The 15,657-nt window shown below is 73.9% G+C and carries 15 protein-coding genes; 10 read left to right on the top strand and 5 right to left on the bottom strand.

Annotated features, from left to right (window positions below; translation table 11 throughout):
• Positions 1-281: 281 nt before the first annotated feature.
• The 3 genes from AOK09_RS28030 to AOK09_RS28020 all read left to right on the top strand — a co-directional run bounded on the left by AOK09_RS28030 (position 282) and on the right by AOK09_RS28020 (position 3,276).
• Complete coding sequence (locus AOK09_RS28030) at positions 282-1,133, top strand: universal stress protein (protein ID WP_055590038.1); 852 nt, start codon at positions 282-284, stop codon at positions 1,131-1,133.
• Between the two features lie 225 nt (positions 1,134-1,358).
• Positions 1,359-2,462, top strand: a complete 1,104-nt coding sequence (locus AOK09_RS28025) for an Acg family FMN-binding oxidoreductase (protein ID WP_063796094.1) — start codon at positions 1,359-1,361, stop codon at positions 2,460-2,462.
• Between the two features lie 67 nt (positions 2,463-2,529).
• The gene (locus AOK09_RS28020; RefSeq protein WP_055590037.1) at positions 2,530-3,276 is read left to right on the top strand and encodes a response regulator; all 747 of its coding nucleotides are present in this window, start codon (positions 2,530-2,532) and stop codon (positions 3,274-3,276) included.
• 125 nt (positions 3,277-3,401) lie between these two features.
• On the opposite strand, the gene AOK09_RS28015 is transcribed toward AOK09_RS28020, so the two are convergent.
• Both AOK09_RS28015 and AOK09_RS28010 read right to left on the bottom strand, forming a co-directional pair.
• Positions 3,402-5,165, bottom strand: a complete 1,764-nt coding sequence (locus AOK09_RS28015; RefSeq protein WP_407675444.1) for a sensor histidine kinase — start codon at positions 5,163-5,165, stop codon at positions 3,402-3,404.
• Positions 5,166-5,363: 198 nt separating this feature from the next.
• Complete coding sequence (locus AOK09_RS28010) at positions 5,364-5,861, bottom strand: hypothetical protein (protein ID WP_175609356.1); 498 nt, start codon at positions 5,859-5,861, stop codon at positions 5,364-5,366.
• Between the two features lie 159 nt (positions 5,862-6,020).
• On the opposite strand from AOK09_RS28010, the gene AOK09_RS28005 reads away from it, so the two are divergent.
• The 5 genes from AOK09_RS28005 to AOK09_RS27985 all read left to right on the top strand — a co-directional run bounded on the left by AOK09_RS28005 (position 6,021) and on the right by AOK09_RS27985 (position 10,871).
• Positions 6,021-6,512 (top strand): MarR family winged helix-turn-helix transcriptional regulator, encoded by a 492-nt coding sequence (locus AOK09_RS28005; RefSeq protein WP_055590034.1) that lies wholly within the window; start codon positions 6,021-6,023, stop codon positions 6,510-6,512.
• Between the two features lie 75 nt (positions 6,513-6,587).
• Entirely contained in the window at positions 6,588-8,087 is a 1,500-nt protein-coding gene (locus AOK09_RS28000; RefSeq protein ID WP_055590033.1) for an MFS transporter, read from the top strand.
• A gap of 398 nt (positions 8,088-8,485) precedes the next feature.
• Positions 8,486-9,256, top strand: a complete 771-nt coding sequence (locus tag AOK09_RS27995; RefSeq protein WP_055590032.1) for an MBL fold metallo-hydrolase — start codon at positions 8,486-8,488, stop codon at positions 9,254-9,256.
• A 128-nt stretch (positions 9,257-9,384) separates the two neighbouring features.
• On the top strand, positions 9,385-9,843 hold the full coding sequence (locus AOK09_RS27990) for a nuclear transport factor 2 family protein (protein ID WP_055590031.1): 459 nt from the start codon (positions 9,385-9,387) through the stop codon (positions 9,841-9,843).
• A 119-nt stretch (positions 9,844-9,962) separates the two neighbouring features.
• Positions 9,963-10,871, top strand: a complete 909-nt coding sequence (locus AOK09_RS27985) for a UTP--glucose-1-phosphate uridylyltransferase (protein ID WP_055590030.1) — start codon at positions 9,963-9,965, stop codon at positions 10,869-10,871.
• A 132-nt stretch (positions 10,872-11,003) separates the two neighbouring features.
• On the opposite strand, the gene AOK09_RS27980 is transcribed toward AOK09_RS27985, so the two are convergent.
• Positions 11,004-11,420 carry a MarR family winged helix-turn-helix transcriptional regulator gene (locus tag AOK09_RS27980; RefSeq protein ID WP_265736746.1) on the bottom strand — a complete coding sequence of 139 codons (417 nt, stop codon included), beginning with the start codon at positions 11,418-11,420 and terminating at the stop codon, positions 11,004-11,006.
• 38 nt (positions 11,421-11,458) lie between these two features.
• Between AOK09_RS27980 and AOK09_RS27975 the strand changes: the two genes are divergently transcribed.
• Together AOK09_RS27975 and AOK09_RS27970 are read left to right on the top strand one after the other, a co-directional pair.
• The gene (locus tag AOK09_RS27975) at positions 11,459-11,938 is read left to right on the top strand and encodes a VOC family protein (protein WP_055590029.1); all 480 of its coding nucleotides are present in this window, start codon (positions 11,459-11,461) and stop codon (positions 11,936-11,938) included.
• Between the two features lie 183 nt (positions 11,939-12,121).
• Entirely contained in the window at positions 12,122-13,963 is a 1,842-nt protein-coding gene (locus AOK09_RS27970) for a glycoside hydrolase family 15 protein (protein WP_217698500.1), read from the top strand.
• Between the two features lie 51 nt (positions 13,964-14,014).
• Here AOK09_RS27970 and AOK09_RS27965 read toward each other — a convergent pair whose 3' ends face one another.
• Positions 14,015-14,806: a putative protein N(5)-glutamine methyltransferase gene (locus AOK09_RS27965; protein WP_055590028.1), complete on the bottom strand. Its 792-nt coding sequence runs from the start codon at positions 14,804-14,806 to the stop codon at positions 14,015-14,017.
• Between the two features lie 213 nt (positions 14,807-15,019).
• A complete protein-coding gene (locus AOK09_RS27960; RefSeq protein WP_055590027.1) occupies positions 15,020-15,538 on the bottom strand; it encodes a mycothiol transferase in 519 nt (172 codons plus the stop codon).
• Between the last annotated feature and the right edge of the window lie 119 nt (positions 15,539-15,657).

The raw sequence follows: 15,657 nt of genomic DNA, 5'->3' as shown, positions 1-15,657 counted from the left end.
CACGGTCCCGCACAGCGCCGCGCTGACCGGCCTGGCGTTGGCCGGCGGCTCGGCGGCGCTGTGCGGGACCGTGCTGGGGCTGGGCCGCCGGCGGATCGACCAGCGGCTGGCCGTGGCGTGGGAGCAGGAGTGGGAGCAGGTGGAACCGCTCTGGTCCGGACGGTCCCGGTCGGCCTAGGCGGGCGACCCGGTGTGGACGTCGGGACGTACGGACCTCCGGCAGGGCCCGGCGGGCCCTGCCGGCCCGGAGCCTGCCACGGCCGATCCGGAGGAGGACCGCCATGGCCCGTCCGGTGATGGTAGGCGTCGACGGTTCCGCGCAGAGCCTGCGGGCGGTGGACTGGGCCTCGGACGAGGCCGCCCGCCGCGGGACGTCGCTGGAGCTGGTGCACACCTCGCTCTGGGACCGCTATGAGCCCGACGCGACGGACAACGAGGGGCTGGCGGCGGACCACAGGGCCGTGGCCCGGCTGCTGGCCGCGGCCGCCGAGCGGGCGGCCGCACGCCACCCGGAGGTCGCCGTCGGTACCCAGGTGGTGCCGGACTCCCCCGTGGCGGGCCTGCTGGAGGCGGCGTCCCGGGCGGCACTGCTGGTGGTCGGCTGCCGTGGGCGGCGCGGTCTCGCCGGGGCGCTGCTCGGCACGGTGCATCTGCAGGTGGCGGCCCGCGCCCCGTGTCCGGTGGTGGTGGTCCGGGGCACGGACGACGCGGTGGGCCGGCGGTACGGGCGGCTGGCGCTGGGGGTGGACGAGGCGGACGCCAAGGGGGCGGTGGCGGAGTTCGCCTACGCCGAGGCGCAGCTCTGGGGGTCCCTGCTGACGGCGGTCCGGGCGCGGCGGAGCTCCTCCGGCCCGCCGCCGTCGGGCGCGCCCGCGGGCTCCGGTGCCACGGGGCACCGAGCGGTGGAGGCCGCCGTCGCCGCGGCCGCCGCGGCCCACCCCGCGGTCGGGGTGGAACTGCTGTCGCGGCCGGGCGCTGCGCCCGCGGTGCTGCTGGAGGCCGCACAGGGGGCCGACCTGGTGGTGGCCGGCGCCGACCACCGCAGGCACCTGCTGGGCCCGCATCCGGGTCCGGCCGCCCGCGCCCTGCTGCAGCACGCGCCCTGCCCGGTGGCGGTCGTCCCCTCGACCTGACCCGGCCGGACCTGCGCGGGTACGGCGGCAACCGCGCCGGTGCGGCGCTGCTGTTCCGCCCGCGTCCCACCGGGGCCGTCCGGCCCGGGGCCCGGCTGCGACGTTCGGCCCCCCATCCGGGGACCGCCGGCCCCTGTCGCCGCCACGCCTGCGGATCGACCCTCGCAGTACGGATCCCACCACCCTGCACCGCAGCGTCCACGGGACCGGCGCGAAGGAGGAGCCATGCAGCAGCCGGCCGTCGACGCCGCCGCACTGGAGGACCTTCTCCGCGCTGCGGTCGCCGCACCCTCGATCCACAACACCCAGCCCTGGCGGTTCCGTCTGGACCTCGCCCACCTCACGGTGGAGGTCGGCGCCGCTCCGGGACGGGCGCTGCCCCTGGCCGACTCCGACGGCCGGGCCGTGCACCTGTCGGTGGGTGCCGCGGTCTTCAATCTGCGTACCGCCGTGGCCCACCACGGCTGGCGGCCGGTGACCCGGCTGCTCCCCGAGCCCGACCGTCCGGAGGTGCTGGCAGCCGTCCACCTCGCCGGAGCGCCGCATGCGCCCGGCGGCGACGGGAACAGCAACAGGAAAGGCAACGGCTACGGCAACGGCCGGTACGACGGACGCGACCTCTATGAGTCCATCTGGCTCCGCCACAGCTCCCGGATGCCCTTCACCGAGCAGCCGGTCCCGCAACCGGTCCTCGACGAACTCGTGCGCGCCGCGGAGTCCGAGCAGGCCGACCTGATCCTCCCCGGCCGCGGCGAGTCGGCCCGGCTGCTGGCGATCACCGCCGACGCCGAGCGCCGCAACAACGGCGACCCCGCACGCCGGGCCGAGACCGCCTCCTGGTGCGCCCCCGGCCGCCACCCCGACCCCGGCCACGGCATCCCGCCGGCCGCGATGGGGGTGATGGACGCAGGGGCGCAGCTGCCGATGCGCGACTTCACCGGACGCCTCGACGGCCCTCCCCGTCCCGCCGCGTGCTTCGAGCGCGATCCGCAGCTGCTGCTGCTCAGCACCCGCCAGGACCGCCCGGTGGACTGGCTGCGCGCCGGGCAGGCCATGCAGAAGGTGCTGCTGGTGCTCACCGCCCGCGAGCTGGTGGCGTCCTTCCTGCACCAGGCCCTGGAATGGCACGATCTGCGGTGGCTGCTGCGCGACCCGCACGCCGGGCTGTGCCACCCCCAGGTTCTGCTGCGCATCGGCTACGGACCGGTGGGAGCCGTCACGCCGCGCCGGGCGCCGCTGGAGACGGTGAACGGCGCGGAGCATCCGCAGGTGGGGAAAGTCGACCACGCGGGGACCTACGGCCCTGTACTGGCACCGGCCGGCCGGTGACGCTGGAGGGCGGGGCGGGCCTGCGTGCCGCCCCCGGCGGCGTCCCGGCGGCAGGGAGGACGGACCGATGACGGTGAACGACCCACCCGCAGGCGCGGCTGCCGTACGGCGGCCGGTCCGTGTGGTGCTCGTCGACGACCACGAGGTGGTGCGCCGCGGTGTGCGCGACCTGCTGGAGGGCGAGGGCATCGAGGTCGCCGGCGAGGCGGCCACGGCTGCGCAGGCCATGGTCCGGATCCCGGCGCTGCGGCCCGACGTGGCCGTCCTCGACGTACGGCTGCCCGACGGCGACGGGGTTTCCGTCTGCCGGGAGCTGCGCTCCCGGATGCCTGCTCTGGCGTGCCTGATGCTGACGTCCTTCGACGACGAGGAGGCGCTGCTGGACGCCATCATGGCCGGGGCTGCGGGCTATGTCCTCAAGCAGATCCGCGGCAGCGACCTGGTGTCGGCCGTACGCACGGTCGCCTCCGGCCAGTCGATGCTGGACCCCGGGACGACGGCCCGGCTGATGGCGCGGCTGCGCGGCGACCCGCAGCCGGCCGGCGAACCGGCTCCGCCGTCCCTGGCCGAGCTGACCGCCCGGGAGCGGGAGATCCTCACCCTGATCGGCGAGGGGCTGACCAACCGCGACATCGGAGCGCGCCTCTTCCTGGCGGAGAAGACGGTCAAGAACCACATCTCCCGGCTGCTCGCCAAGCTGGGCGTGGAACGCAGGGTCCAGGCGGCGGTCATCGCCACCCGGGTCTCCGGCACGGCCGGCGGCGGGCGGTCCCCTGAGGGCCAACCGCAGTACGGCGGCCACTCCAAGCGCTGAGAGGTCGTCCCGCCCGGCGGAGCGCACCGCGGGGGGTGCGGGCGGAGCGGAGCACCGGCTGGTACGTCCGCGGCCTCACCGGCCTGCGCCCTGTGTCGGGTGTTCTGTGTCGGGGGCACTCTGCGTCACGGGCGGCGCCGGCCGGCCATCGGCGCCTGCCAGATGATGCGGGTGCCGCCGTCGGGGGCGGGCGTGATCTCCAGGGACCCTCCGAGCTGGTCGGCCCGCTCCGCCATGTTGCGCAGGCCGCCGCGGCGGTTCAGGGGTTCGGGGATGCCCACGCCGTCGTCGGTGACGCTCAGCGACACCCCCTCCGGCTCGGCGACCAGCACGATCCCGGTCCGGTGGGCGTGCGCATGCCTGGCCACATTGGCCAGCGACTCGGCAAGGACGGCCAGCACATGGTCGGCGAGGACGGTCGGCACCTCGGTGTCCAGCAGCCCCTCCATCCGCAGATGGGGGGCGAACCCCAGGGCCAGGGCGGCCTCCTGGACGGTCGCCGCGGCGCGGGCCCGCAGGCTGGCCGCCGACCCGCCGATCCCGGTCTCGGGGGTGCGCAGGCCGAATATGGCGGTGCGGATGGTCCTGATGGTCTCGTCCAGGTCGTCGATCGCCTGGAGCACCCGCTGGGCGGCCTTGGGATGGGTGATCAGCGGCTGGGCGCTCTGCAGCGTCATCCCGGTGGCGAAGAGCCGCTGGATGGCCAGGTCGTGCAGGTCCCTGGCGATGCGGTCGTGGTCCTCCAGCAGTGCGATCTGCTCGGCGTGGCGCCGCCGCTCCGCCAGCTCCATGGCGACGGCGGCCTGGCCCGCGAAGCCGGCCAGCGGCCCGGTCTCGTCCTCGGTGAACAGCGGTCCCCCGGTGGCCCGGGCGAGCAGCAGCACTCCGTGCATCCCGCCCTCGGCGGTGCCGATGGGGACGGCGACCGCGGGGCCGAGGCCGCCGAACCGCGGCGGCCCGGCGGTGATCCTGGGGTCGCAGGACGCATCGGTGCTGACCGCCGGGGCCGCCTCCGCGTACGCGGTGCCCATCAGGCTGCCGATCATGGGCAGGACCAGGTCGCGGTGGCTGTCGGCCTGCCGGCCGACGGCCAGTTCCACCACCAGTTCCTCCTCCCCGTGGGGCACGGCGATGGCGACCAGGTCGGCGTCGGTGAGGGCCTGCGAGCGGTCGGCGATCAGCGCCAGCACCTTGTCCGTGGGGTCGCCGGACAGCAGTTCCCGGGTGACCTCGGCGCCTGCGGCCAGCCAGCGGCCCCGGGTCACCGACTCCTTGTACAGGCGCGCGTTGTCGATCACCACTCCGGCGGCCACGGCGAGGGTCGCCAGCAGGGACTCGTCCTCGGCGTCGAACTCGGCACCGCCGTGCTTCTCGGCCAGGTAGAGGTTGCCGAAGACCTGCTCGCGTACCCGGATGGGGACCCCGAGGAAGGAGTGCATCGGGGGATGGTGGGCCGGGAAGCCCACGGAGGCCGGATGCCCGGCGAGGTCGGGAAGGCGCAGCGGCCTGGGGTCACGGATGAGTTCGCCGAGCACACCGCGGCCGGAGGGGAAGGGCCCGATCCGGGCTGCCTGCTCCTCGTCCACGCCGACCGTGACGAACTGCGACAGGGTCGCACCGTCGGGGCCGATCACACCGAGCGCCCCGTACTCGGCGTCCACCAGGACGGTGGCGGTCTCGACGATGCGGTGCAGCGCCTGGCCCAGCTCCAGCTCCCGGCCGACCGAGAGCACCGCCTCCAGCAGGCTGTGGACCCGGTCGTGGGTGCCGCGGACGACGGCAAGGCGGGCTTGCAGTTCGTCGAGCAACTCGTCGAGCCGCAGCCGGGGAACGTCCGACTCGAACTCCTCGCCGGCCCGGCCCGTGTCGTCCTCGGGCACAGCGCCCACCTCCCCGAGCGCGTCAGGGGCGGGCTTCGTGGAAGCCCTGCCTCTCACGGTAACGCCGGGCGGCGGATCGCGCCGGAGCGCGGGGCCCGGCCGCTGCCGGCGCGGGGTGGCGCGGACAGGCGCCCGCCCTCCGGTGCGGGAGCGTCGGCTCCGGGTGACCGGGGAGGGGCGCCTGCGGAGGAGCGAGGGCGGGGCGGTTCAGCAGCCGCCGCAGTTGTAGTAGAGGACGTCCCAGTGGGTGCCCTCGTTGGCGTAGATGTTGCCGGCGCCCGACTGGTACTGGGCGGCGCCGTCGCCGCTGCGCGGGCCGATGTAGGCGAAGGTGCCGGTGATGTAGTTGTTGAGGCAGGTGTACCGGCTCATGTCGAGCTTGTAGCCGTTCCAGTGGCTGTAGGTGCCGCTGGCATGGCCGGTCTCGGTGCCGCCGGTGATGTTGACGGCGCAGCCGCTGGCCTTCCTGAGGGTGACCGCTCCCTGGGCCGTGGCCTGGTTGAGCTGGTCGAAGGACGTGCAGGTCGAGACGTTGCGGTTGGTGCATCCGCCGCTGGACGACCAGGTGATGCCGGCGGCGCGGAACATGGACTCGGCCTGCGCCTGGGTGAGCTTGGTGACGGCGGAGGCTTGGGTGGCGGTCAGCAGCAGTGCTGCGAACGCGGCGACGAGTGCGACCAGGGCTCTGCAAAGAGGCTTCGGCATGCGCCCAGTGAAGCGGAATGCCCCGTCCATGACAAGACATCCAGCGGAGAGGTCACTCCTGGTGGACACGCATAGAGCGTGGCGGAGCGGCAGTGGTTGTCGAACGGGGCCCGACAAGGTCCGCAGCCGGATGATCCGTCACGGATCTATGCTGGCGGTATGACCGCCACAGCGCCGCCCACCCGCACCGAACCGGACCTCTCCTTCCTGCTGAACCGCACCGGCCACGTCCTGCAGACCCGGATGGCGGCGGCGCTGGCCGAGGTGGGACTGACCGCGCGGATGCACTGCGTCCTGGTCCACGCCCTGGAGGAGGAGCGGACCCAGATCCAGCTCGCCGAGATCGGGGACATGGACAAGACCACCATGGTGGTCACGGTCGACGCCCTGGAGGAGGCCGGGCTCGCCGAGCGGCGCCCCTCCAGCAGGGACCGCCGGGCACGGATCATCGCGGTCACCGAGGAGGGCGCGGAGGTCGCCCGGCGGAGCCAGCAGATCGCCGACCGGGTCCATGAGGAGGTGCTGGAGGCGCTGCCCGAGGAGGAGCGGGAGGTCTTCGTCCGGGCGATGACGCGCCTGGCCGAAGGGCATCTGTCCGCCCCCGTCGAGGGACCGGCGCCGGTCAGGCGGACCCGCCGGCGCCGCCAGTAGGCCCGAAATAAATCATCCACAACAAAACAATCTGCTACGGTTCCTCCTGTCGCCCCGTCGGACAGGAGAAAACCCATGCCCGCTGTCTCCACACCCCCGCCCCCCACCGCCTCCCGGTCACCCCTGCTCGCCCTGGCGGTGATCGCGGCGGGGCTGCTGATGGTCGTCCTCGACGGCAGCATCGTCACCGTGGCGATGCCCGCCATCCAGCAGGACCTGGGCTTCTCCCCCACCGGCCTGAGCTGGGTGGTCAACGCCTACCTGGTGGCCTTCGGCAGCCTGCTGCTGCTCGCCGGACGCCTCGGCGACCTGATCGGCCGCAGGCGGATGTTCCTGGCGGGCACCGCCGTGTTCACCGCCGCCTCCGCGCTGGCGGCCGCCGCCACCACCCCAGCCGTACTGCTGGCCGCGCGCTTCCTCCAGGGCATCGGCAGCGCGATGGCCTCGGCGGTCGGCCTGGGCATCCTGGTGATGCTCTTCCCCGCACCCGGGGAGCGGTCCCGGGCGATCGCCGTGTTCAGCTTCACCGGCGCGGCAGGCGCCTCCGTCGGGCAGGTCCTCGGCGGCGTCCTCACCGATGCCCTGAGCTGGCACTGGATCTTCCTGATCAACCTTCCGATCGGCCTGGTGGTGCTGGCCGTCGCACTGAGGGTGCTGCCCGCCGACCGCGGCCTCGGTCTCGCCGCCGGAGCCGACGTCCTGGGCGCGCTGCTGGTCACCGCCGGTCTGATGCTGGGGATCTCCACGGTGGTCCAGATCGGCAGCTACGGCTGGACGTCGGCGCACACCCTGGGACTGGGCGCCGTCGCGGTCGTCCTGCTCGCCGGATTCGTCCTCCGCCAGGCCACCGCGCGCACTCCGCTGATGCCGCTGCACGTGCTGCGCCCGCGCGGCGTCTGGGGGGCCAACCTGGTGCAGGCACTGATGGTGGCCGCGCTGTTCTCCTTCCAGATCCTGGTCGCACTGCACCTCCAGCAGGTCCTCGGTTACGGCGCCGCCCGGACCGGGCTGGCGATGCTCCCGGCCGCGGCCGCCATCGGCGCGGTGTCGCTGGGCGTCTCCGCCCGCCTCTCCGCCCGCTTCGGCGAGCAGCGCGTCCTGGCCGTCGGCATCGTGCTGCTGATCGGGGTCCTGGGGCTGCTCGTCAGGCTCCCCGTGCACGCCCACTACCTCACCGACCTGCTCCCCGTGATGCTGCTGGCCGCAGGCTTCGGGCTCGCCCTCCCGGCGCTCACCGCACTCGGCATGTCCGGTGCCAAAGAGGCCGACGCCGGACTGGCCTCCGGCCTGTTCAACACCACCCAGCAGATCGGCATGGCCCTCGGCGTGGCGACGCTGTCCACGCTGGCCGCCTCCCGCACCCGCGGGCTGCTCGCCGCCGGACAGAGCCGGGCGGCGGCGCTGACCGGCGGCTACCACCTGGCCTTCGCCGTGGGCACCGGCCTGCTGGTGGCCGCCCTCGCGGTCTCCCTCACCGTGCTGCGGCGATCCCACCGTGCGCACCCCGTCCCGGCGGACCACCCGGTCCCGGCGGACGACACCGCCCCGACGGCCACCCCGGCTTCCGCCCGGTGACCCGTCACTCCCGCACGCGGCACTCCCGCCGCAACGGCCCCGCCCCCTGCTGCACCGGGGCGGGACCGTTGCGGCGGGGAGCCAGGACCGGGGAACCCCGGCGCAGAGGTCGGAGAGGCGGCCCGCCCGCGGGTCCCAGCCGCCGCTCCCTGTCCATCGGGGAAGCCCTGCGACAGGCCCGCGAGCGGACGGGACGCAACCCACCGCCCGCACCCGCGACCGCCCGGTGCGGCGACGAGTGCCGAGGGCCGGACCGACAGCGGACCCACCTGCCCTCGGCGCCGTCCGCGGCGCGCCCGCCCGTGCCGGCGCAGGATGTCCGCGGCGGGGATGCTTCGATGGCCCCGGAACCACCGTACGGCCCAGGCATCCCGGGCCGTACCCGACGAGGGGACAGCATGACCACTCTGAGCATCCGTTACATCGGCGGCCCGACCGCGGAGATCGAGATCGGCGGGGTCCGGTTGCTCACCGACCCGACCTTCGACGAGCCCGGCGACTACCCCGTCGGTTCCCGGAAGCTGACCAAGACCGCCGGCCCCGCGGTGCAGCCGGCCGGCATCGGACCGGTGGACGCGGTGCTGCTCTCCCACGACCAGCACCCGGACAACCTGGACTCCGCCGGGCGGGCGTACCTCGACGGGGTACCGCTGGTGCTGTCCACCGCCGCCGCCCGGGAACGGCTGGGAGACCCGGTGCGGGCACTGCCGAACTGGGAGCACACGGCGCTGGCCCGGCCGGACGGCGGTGAGCTGCGGATCACCGGCGTGCCGGCGCAGCACGGGCCGGACGGCTCGGAGCACCTGGTCGGCGAGGTCACCGGGTTCGTCCTGTCCGGTGCGGGTCTGCCGACGGTGTACGTCAGCGGGGACAACGCCTCACCGGCCGTGGTCGCCGCCGTCGCCGCCCGCTTCGCCCCGGTCGATGTGGCGCTGCTCTTCGCGGGGGCGGCGCGGACCCCCGTCGTACCGGACGGCACCCTGACGCTCACCAGTGAGCAGGCCGCCGAGGCGGCGACCGTCCTCGGCGCGGGGAAGGTGCTGCCGCTGCACTTCGAGCACTGGGCGCACTTCACCCAGGACGGTGCGACCCTGGCCGAAGCCTTCGAGCGGGCCGGTACGGCGGACCGGCTGCATCTGCTGAAGCCCGGGGAGTCCGTGCGGTGGTGAGGCACCGCCGTTGAGGACCGCCGCCGGGGCGACCGGTCGGGGGAGACCGGCGGCCGGTCGCCCGCCGACCACCGGGCCGGGGGGCTAGTGTCGGCCGGAGCCCCCCGCACCGCGCCCAGGAGACAGCCATGACCGGACGACCCCCGCTGCCCCCCTTCACCCGTGAGACCGCGCTGCTCAAGGTGCAGGCCGCCGAGGACGCCTGGAACACCCGGGATCCCCGTCAGGTCGCGCTCGCCTACTCGACGGACTCCGTCTGGCGCAACCGCGACCTCTTCCTCACCGGCCGGGACGCCATCGTGGAGTTCCTGACCGCCAAGTGGGAGCGCGAGCTGGACTACGCGCTGCGCAAGGAGCTGTGGGCCTTCGAGGGGGACCGCATCGCCGTGCGCTTCCAGTACGAGTGCCACGACCGGGACGGGCAGTGGTGGCGCTCGTACGGCAACGAGCTCTGGCTGTTCGACGGCGACGGTCTGATGACCCGGCGCGAGGCGAGCATCAACGACGTGCCCATCGCCGAGAGCGAGCGCCGCATCCACGGCCCGCGCCCGGCCGACCAGCACGGGGTGCCCTTCCCGGTGCACTGACACCGTGGGGCGGACGGCGGCGAGGACGGGGGCAGGGCGGACCTGCGGCGGCGGACTCGGTAGCGTCTGTCACCGCCGCGCCGACCGGCGCCGCGTGCCCGAGCCCTGGGAGAGCCCTGATGCCCACCACGATCCGCCGAGCAGTCATCCCCGCGGCCGGCCTCGGCTCGCGTCTCCTGCCGCTGACCAAGGCGACGCCCAAGGAGATGCTGCCGGTGGGCGACAAGCCGGTGATCGAGCACACCGTGCGTGAGCTGGTGGCGTCCGGGATCACCGACATCACCATCGTGGTCTCGGGCGGCAAGGGTCTGATCCAGGACCACTTCCGCCCCAACCCGACGCTGGTCGCCCAGCTGCGGGCGGACGGCAGGACCGCCTATGCCGACGCGGTGGAGGAGGTCGGCGAACTCTCCCGGCTCGGCCACATCACCTACCTCGACCAGCACGGCCCGTACGGCAACGGCACCCCGGTCCTCAACGCCGCCCGCAACTTCGGCGACGAGCCGATGCTGGTGCTGTGGCCGGACGACGTCTTCGTCGCCGACATCCCCCGCGCCCAGCAGCTGATCAAGGCGTACGAGGCGACCAACTGCCCCGTACTGGCCCTGATGCCGATGGAGCCCGCCGACTCGCAGCGCTACGGCGTCCCCGTGGTCAAGGAGGACCTGGACGACGGCCTGCTGCGGATCACCGGCCTGGTGGAGAAGCCCAAGCCGCAGGAGGCCCCGTCCGCCTACGCGGCCATCGGCGGCTATGTCATCACCCCGGGGATCATCGACGAACTCCGTGAGCAGACCAAGCGCTGGTACGACCACCGCACCGGCGAGGTCTACCTCACCGACGCCATCAACGCCTACGCCGCGGGCCGGGCCGTGTACGGGCAGGTGATCCAGGGCCGCTGGTACGACACCGGCAACCCGTTGGCGTACCTCACGGCGCAGTTCGCCGCCGCCCTGGCCGACCCCGAGTACGGCCCGCACCTGCGCCGGCTCGCCCAGGACCTCGACGGCACCGACCTCGCCGGATAGGGCGCCCCGACGTCGCGGGGCGGCCGCCCTCCGCACCGGGCGGAGGGCGGCCGTCCCCGTCGCCGCCGGGCCGGTGCGCGTCCGCCGCCCCGCCGCCCCGCCGCCCGAGGGGGTGGCAGCCGGGAAGCCCCGCTAACCGGCGGCGTCCCTGGGTGTCCGCAGGGCGGCGGTGAAGAGGCCGGCCCGGTCGCCGAGCGAGGCGAAGAACGCGGTGTCGCAGGCCTCCACGGCGACCACCGCACGGTTGGCCAGCTGCCGCCCCTCCTCGGTCACCTCCAGGGCGCGGGCCCGCCGGTCGTGCGGATGCGGGCCGCGCTCCTCGAGGGCGCGCAGCACCTGTGAGGTCATCATGGGGTCGGTGGCCGCATGGTCGGCCAGCTGCCGCTGGGTGACCGGCCCCTCCGCCTGGAGCCAGGTCAAGGACGCCAGCAGCACGAACTGGACATGGGTGAGCTCGAACGGTCTGAGAGCGGCGCGCTCCCCGGCGACCCTCCCGGGAGACGGGCGGCGCGGACACCGGTGAGTTCTCCGGCCCGCGGCGGTCAGCACCGGTGAGCACACCCCCGGTGCGAGCAAGGAGGCATCACATGACCAGCGCTGAACTCACCACCTGCCTGTGGTTCGACGGACAGGCCGAGGAGGCCGCCGACCACTACCTGTCGATCTTCAAGGACTCCCGGCTCGGCAGGGTCGGCCGCTGCACCGAGGCCGGCCCGGGCCCGGCCGGCTCGGTGCTGGCCGTGGAGTTCGAGCTCAACGGCCGGCAGTTCGTCGCGCTGAACGGCGGCCCGGAGTTCACCTTCAACGAGGCCGTCTCCTTCCAGATCCGCTGCGCCGACCAGGCGGAGCTGGACTACTACTGGAGCAGGCTCACCGAGGGCGGCCAGGAGGTGGCCTGCGGCTGGCTGAAGGACAGGTACGGGGTGTCCTGGCAGGTCGTCCCCAGCGAGCTGCTGGACATGATCGGCGATCCCGACCCCGAGAAGGCCAGGCGGACCACCGAGGCGATGCTCTCCATGACCAGGTTCGACATCGCGGCGCTGCGCCGGGCCCACGCCGGGGAGTAGCCGCCACCCCGCGCCGCCACCCGGCCCTGCCTGGCGGCGGCCCCGTCCGGTCCGGGCGGACGGCGCCGGACCACCGGCCAGACCGCCCGCCCGCCGCTGGTCCGGCGGGTGGAGGGCTACCGGACTACCCTGTAGACGCGGATTCCCCGATGCGGCCGATGGGGCCACAGGGAGGCCGGTGTGATGATCGCGCTGACGGATCTCGAGCGGACCTCGATGGAGAGTTCCGGCTATCTGCCGATCGCCGAACACGGGCTGATCGGTGATCTCCGGACCTCGGCCCTGGTGGGCAGCAACGGCACCATCGACTGGTACTGCTGCCCCCGCTTCGACGCGCCCAGTGTGTTCGCGTCGCTGCTGGACGCCGAGCGGGGCGGCCGCTTCGAGCTGGCCGCCGATCTGCCCGCCCGGGTCCGGCAGTTCTACTTCCCCGACACCAATGTGCTGATCACCCGGTTCTTCGCGGACGACGGTGTGGGTGAGATCCAGGACTTCATGCCGATCGTCGGCGAGTCGCGCGAGGCCGACCGGCACCGGCTGATCCGGCGGGTGCTGTGCGTCCGCGGATCGCTTCCCTTCCGGGCCCTGATCGCACCGCGCTTCAACTACGGGGCCCAGGCGCACACGGCGGAGCCCTCCGGCCCCAACCATGTGCTCTTCAGCTCGTCCGAGCTGTCCCTGACCCTCACCTCCGACGTGCCGCTGGAGTGCGACGGCCGGGACGTACGGGCGCGGTTCAAGCTGCTGGAGGGCGAGGCGGCCGTGTTCGCGCTGGACCATCTCGGCAGCGGTCTCGCCCAGCGGGGCTGCCCGCAGGCCGAGGCCGAGGAGGAGTTCCAGGCGACCGTGGGCTTCTGGCGGCGCTGGCTGGCCGGCTCGGCCTACCGCGGCCGGTGGCGCGAGATGGTGCAGCGTTCGGCGCTGACCCTGAAGCTGCTCACCTACGCCCCCACCGGCGCCATCGTGGCCGCGCCCACCGCCGGCCTGCCGGAGCAGATCGGCGGCGAGCGCAACTGGGACTACCGCTACGTCTGGATCCGCGACGCCGCGTTCTGCGTCTACGCCCTGCTGCGGCTGGGCTTCACCTCCGAGGCCGAGGCCTTCATGGGCTTCCTCTCCGAGCGGATGAAGCTGCGGGACGGCTGCGCCGACGGCCCGCTGCAGATCCTGTACGGCATCGACGGGCGCAGCGAACTGCCCGAACGGCAGCTGCCGCATCTGTCCGGCTACCGGGGGTCCTCCCCGGTGCGCATCGGCAACGACGCGGCCTCCCAGTTGCAGCTGGACATCTACGGGGCACTGATCGACTCCGTCTACCTCTACGACAAGTGGGGGCAGCCGATCTCCAGTGCCCAGTGGGACGACGTCTGCCTGCTGGTGGACTGGGTCTGCGACCACTGGGACCAGCCGGACGAGGGGATCTGGGAGACCCGCGGCGGCCGCAAGAACTTCCTGTACTCCCGGCTGATGTGCTGGGTGGCGATCGAACGCGCCGTACGGACGGCCCGCAAGCGCGGCTTCCCCGCCGACCTCAACCGCTGGCTGACGACCCGTGACGCCATCTACCGGCAGATCATGCGGCGCGGCTGGAGCACCGGCCGGCAGGCGTTCGCGCAGTGTCTGGACGGCGATGTGCTGGACGCCTCGGTGCTGATGATGCCGATGGCGAAGTTCGTCTCGCCCACCGACCCCAAGTGGCTCTCCACCCTCGACGCGCTGACGGCGGACCTGGTGTCGGACTCACTGGTCCACCGCTACGACCCGGAGGCCAGCCCGGACGGGCTGCGCGGAGGCGAGGGCACCTTCTCCATCTGCTCCTTCTGGTACGTGGAGGCGCTGGCACGGGCCGGACGCCTGGACGAGGCCAGGCTGTCCTTCGAGAAGATGCTCACCTACGCCAACCATCTGGGCCTGTACGCGGAGGAGATCGGCCTCACGGGCGAGCAGCAGGGCAACTTCCCGCAGGCCTTCACCCATCTCTCCCTGATCAGCGCGGCCTTCACCCTGGACCGCGCCCTCGACTGACCGGGGCCCTCGACCGGCCGGGCCTGTCGACCGGCCGGGGGCGCGGGGTCGTCAGCCGGGGAGGCCGGCGATGATGACGGTGGCGTCCAGCTCCTCGCACTCCGCCACCCGGGCGGTGAGCCCGCTGCCGCGGACGACCTCGACCGCGGCCGGCGCCTGGCGGTCGCTGGTCTCCACCAGCAGCCGGCCGCCGGGGGCCAGCCAGCGCGGCGCGCCCGCGGTGACCCGCCGCAGCACGTCCAGCCCGTCGGCGCCGCCGTCCAGTGCCACCTGGGCCTCGTGGAGCCGCGCCTCCGCCGGCAGCAGCGCTATCTCCCCGGTGGGGACATAGGGAACATTGGCGACAAGGATCTCGATCCGGCCGCGGAGCGCCGCCGGCAGCGGTTCATAGAGGTCGCCCAGGTGCACCCGGCCTCCGGCGGCCGCCAGATTGCGGAGGGCACACCGCACCGCGGCGGGGTCGATGTCCGCGGCGTACAGCTCGGCCGGGTCCAGGGCCGCGGCCAGCGCCGCACCCAGGGCACCCGAGCCGCAGCACAGGTCGACCACCACAGGCCGGGGCCCGGCCAGCTCGGCGGCCTGGCGGACCAGGAACTCGGTACGGCGGCGGGGGACGAAGACCCCGGGATCCAGCTCGATCCGCAGTCCGCAGAACTCGGCCCAGCCGAGGACGTGCTCCAGCGGGAGTCCGGCGACCCGCTGTTCCACCATGGCGGCGAGCTCGTCGGCGGTCCGGGCGGTGGAACGGATCAGCTCAGCCTCGTCCTCGGCGAAGACACAGCCGGCGGCGCGCAGCCTGGTGACGACGGAAGAGAGGGGATGCAGGGACGGTGTGACCGACATGGGAACCTTTCGGGATGCCGAGGGGCGCTCCCGCGGTTCACCTGTCCCCGGTGGACCGCGCGTCAGTGGAGGGGAGCACCCGACCTGGTACTGCGGTGATGGGGCTCACCTCCTCGGCGCGTCGTCTGCGTGGATGCGCAACACTACCGGAGCGCCGAGGCCGTGCACACCTTCCCCGGTGCCACCCGCCCTCCTCAGCGCGACCGGCCCTCCTCAGTGCGACCGGCGCTCAAGCATCCCCCGGACGAAGGCGGCCTGGCCGGCGTGCTGCAGGTCGTCGCAGACCACACTGACGAGCCGTACGGCCAGGGTGACCGGCGGCGTCCAGGAGTCGTCCACCACCTCGTGCAGCGCGGCCGAGGTCAGCGGGGCGACGAAGCGGACCGTCCGGTCGTGCACCGCCTCGTGGTAGCCGAGCAGCAGCTCCGCCGGGATGTCCCTGACCTTGCCGACCTCCCGGCCGCTGTGCCCGTAGCCGGTGTCCGAGGGGGCGAAGGGCAGCCCGAAGCGTTCGCACCAGCCCTCGGCCGTCCAGACCTGCTCGGTGCCGGCCGCGTCCGCGACATGGTCGTCCTGGACCCGGGTGAGGTGCCAGACCAGCCAGGCGACCGAGTTGGCCGCGTCGTCGACCCGGGCGGTGAGCTGCTCGGGGGTGATGCCGTCCAGCACCTCGCGCACGGTCTCCAGCACCCGGTCGAAGGCATCGGTGAGCAGTTCGCAGGCGGTGGACATGGGGCGGCCTCCTGACCGTGGGCGGGGAACGGCTCGACGGGGACGGGCGCGGGGACCCGGGCGGGCGGGCGGTCCGGGCCGGCGGCCCGCTCCTCCGGCACCGGGGCGCGCCCGGACCC

Origin of the sequence: Peterkaempfera griseoplana (assembly GCF_001418575.1) — a bacterium.
Classification (GTDB): domain Bacteria; phylum Actinomycetota; class Actinomycetes; order Streptomycetales; family Streptomycetaceae; genus Peterkaempfera; species Peterkaempfera griseoplana.
This window is presented reverse-complemented; position numbering and strand designations above follow the sequence as displayed.